The following is a 3,553-nucleotide window of genomic DNA, read 5'->3' on the forward strand; positions in this document are numbered from 1 at the left end:
GGTACTCGAGTGGCGAACGGGTGAGTAACACGTGGGTGATCTGCCCTGCACTTCGGGATAAGCCTGGGAAACTGGGTCTAATACCGGATAGGACCACTTCTTTGAGGTTGTGGTGGAAAGTTTTTTCGGTGTGGGATGAGCTCGCGGCCTATCAGCTTGTTGGTGGGGTAATGGCCTACCAAGGCGTCGACGGGTAGCCGGCCTGAGAGGGTGTACGGCCACATTGGGACTGAGATACGGCCCAGACTCCTACGGGAGGCAGCAGTGGGGAATATTGCACAATGGGCGCAAGCCTGATGCAGCGACGCCGCGTGGGGGATGACGGCCTTCGGGTTGTAAACTCCTTTCGTCAGGGACGAAGCGAAAGTGACGGTACCTGGATAAGAAGCACCGGCTAACTACGTGCCAGCAGCCGCGGTAATACGTAGGGTGCGAGCGTTGTCCGGAATTACTGGGCGTAAAGAGCTCGTAGGTGGTTTGTCGCGTCGTTTGTGGAATACCGCAGCTTAACTGTGGGGTTGCAGGCGATACGGGCATAACTTGAGTGCTGTAGGGGAGACTGGAATTCCTGGTGTAGCGGTGGAATGCGCAGATATCAGGAGGAACACCGATGGCGAAGGCAGGTCTCTGGGCAGTAACTGACGCTGAGGAGCGAAAGCATGGGTAGCGAACAGGATTAGATACCCTGGTAGTCCATGCCGTAAACGGTGGGCGCTAGGTGTGAGTCCCTTCCACGGGGTTCGTGCCGTAGCTAACGCATTAAGCGCCCCGCCTGGGGAGTACGGCCGCAAGGCTAAAACTCAAAGGAATTGACGGGGGCCCGCACAAGCGGCGGAGCATGTGGATTAATTCGATGCAACGCGAAGAACCTTACCTGGGCTTGACATACACCGGACCGGGCCAGAGATGGTCTTTCCCTTGTGGCTGGTGTACAGGTGGTGCATGGTTGTCGTCAGCTCGTGTCGTGAGATGTTGGGTTAAGTCCCGCAACGAGCGCAACCCTTGTCTTATGTTGCCAGCATTTGGTTGGGGACTCATGAGAGACTGCCGGGGTTAACTCGGAGGAAGGTGGGGATGACGTCAAATCATCATGCCCCTTATGTCCAGGGCTTCACACATGCTACAATGGTCGGTACAACGCGTTGCTACTTCGTGAGGAGATGCTAATCGCTAAAAGCCGGCCTTAGTTCGGATTGGGGTCTGCAACTCGACCCCATGAAGTCGGAGTCGCTAGTAATCGCAGATCAGCAACGCTGCGGTGAATACGTTCCCGGGCCTTGTACACACCGCCCGTCACGTCATGAAAGTTGGTAACACCCGAAGCCAGTGGCCTAAACTCGTTAGGGAGCTGTCGAAGGTGGGATCGGCGATTGGGACGAAGTCGTAACAAGGTAGCCGTACCGGAAGGTGCGGCTGGATCACCTCCTTTCTAAGGAGCTATTTTTTGTTGGCCTGCAGTTGCAGGCTGTTTGTGGTTGGTTGAGTGCCCGACTGTGGTGCTGCCATACCGTTTTTTAGTGAAATCCAGGTGGACACACATAGACCACCCTGGCTGATGGATGCTGGGTGGTGTGTGGACAGGGTGATGCATGAACCGTTTGTGAACTGAGCATTGTTGAAATTGTTGGTGCACTGTTGGGTGTCTGGGGCAGCACATGGTGCCCGCGCATTGAGTGCTCATCCTTGTGGGTGGGTGTGTGGTGTGTGGGTGGTTGTTCCCTTTGTGTGGCTCATCGTTTACTGGTCAGCATGTGTGTGTTGGTTGGTGGTGGTGGGTGTGGTGTGTGAGAACTGTATAGTGGACGCGAGCATCTTGTTTTTTGTTTGTGTGTGTTTTGTTTGTGTGTTGGGTTATTCGTGTGTGTTTTGTTGTTTAAGGGCGCATGGTGGATGCCTTGGCATGCTGAGCCGATGAAGGACGTGTGAGACTGCGTTATGCCTCGGGGAGTTGTCAACAAAGCGTTGATCCGAGGGTGTCCGAATGGGGAAACCTGGCCGTAGTTGTGTGCGGTTACCCGTCAGTGAATGCATAGCTGGTCGGGGGGTGACGCCGGGAAGTGAAACATCTCAGTACCGGCAGGAGAAGAAAATAATAATGATTCTGCTAGTAGCGGCGAGCGAACGTGGATGAGGCTAAACCGTGTGCGTGTGATACCTGGCAGGGGTTGCGTGTGCGGTGTTGTGGGGTGTGACTGGTCGTGTTCTGCCAGATACGTCTACATGATGCGTGTGTAAGCGGAAGTGGTCTGGGATGGCCCACCGGAGTGGGTGAGAGTCCTGTACGTGAATATGCATGTGTGTGTGGTGGTCATGTTTGCCCCGAGTAGCAGCGGGCTCGTGGAATCTGCTGTGAATCAGCCGGGACCACCCGGTAAGCCTAAATACTCAGTGTGACCGATAGTGGATAAGTACCGTGAGGGAATGGTGAAAAGTACCCCGGGAGGGGAGTGAAATAGTTCCTGAAACTGTGTGCCTACAATCCGTCAGAGCACCTCAAAGTGTGTGATGGCGTGCCTTTTGAAGAATGAGCCTGCGAGTCAGCGGCATGTCGCGAGGTTAACCCGTTGTGGGGTAGTCGTAGCGAAAGCGAATGCTAATTGTGTGTTTAGTGGCATGTCCTGGACCCGAAGCGGGGTGATCTACCCATGGCCAGTGTGAAGCAGCTGTAAGAGGTTGTGGAGGCGCGAACCCACGTAGGTTGAAAACTGCGGGGATGAGTTGTGGGTAGGGGTGAAAGGCCAATCAAACTCCGTGATAGCTGGTTCTCCCCGAAATGCATTTAGGTGCAGCGTCGCGTAGGTGTGCCGGAGGTAGAGCTACTGGTTGGTTGAGCGGGACTATCATCTTAGCAATGTCAGCCAAACTCCGAATGCCGGTTTACATTGGTGCGCGGCAGTGAGACTGTGGGGGATAAGCTTCATAGTCGAGAGGGAAACAGCCCAGATCGCCGGTTAAGGCCCCTAAGGGTGTACTAAGTGGAAAAGGATGTGTAATCGCGAAGACAGCCAGGAGGTTGGCTTAGAAGCAGCCACCCTTGAAAGAGTGCGTAATAGCTCACTGGTCGAGTGGTTGCGCGCCGACAATTCAGTGGGGCTCAAGTACACCGCCGAAGCCGCGGCAGCCGTTATGGCTGGGTAGGGGAGCGTCGTATGTGGGGTGAAGCACGATCGTAAGGGCGTGTGGACTGCATGCGAGTGAGAATGCAGGCATGAGTAACGAATGATACGTGAGAATCGTATCCGCCGAATGACTAAGGGTTCCTGGGTCAAGTTCGTCTTCCCAGGGTGAGTCGGGTCCTAAGGCGAGGCCGACAGGCGTAGTCGATGGTCAACGGGTTGATATTCCCGTACCCGTATATATGCGCCCAATGATGAACCGGTGATACTAACCACCCTGACCACCTGCCATGATCATCTTTGATGGTTGGGTGGGTGTGATGCGTGGGGCCTGATCTGTAGTAGTCAAGTGATGGGGTGACACAGATTGGTAGCTACGCCACTTAGTGGATTGTGGTGCAAGCGTGCGGCACGGCACCTAGTTAAATGCGGGTGCC

2 rRNA genes are annotated in these 3,553 nt (G+C 54.9%); both read left to right on the forward strand.

The features are described 5' to 3' along the window. Window positions 1-1,429, forward strand: a 16S ribosomal RNA gene (locus tag CZ338_RS00030); the annotation flags it as partial. A gap of 434 nt (window positions 1,430-1,863) precedes the next feature. Beyond that, window positions 1,864-3,553 (forward strand): 23S ribosomal RNA (locus tag CZ338_RS00035); the annotation flags it as partial.

The sequence above is a fragment of the Corynebacterium urinipleomorphum genome, from assembly GCF_900155535.1.
In the GTDB taxonomy this organism is placed as follows: Bacteria; Actinomycetota; Actinomycetes; order Mycobacteriales; family Mycobacteriaceae; genus Corynebacterium; species Corynebacterium urinipleomorphum.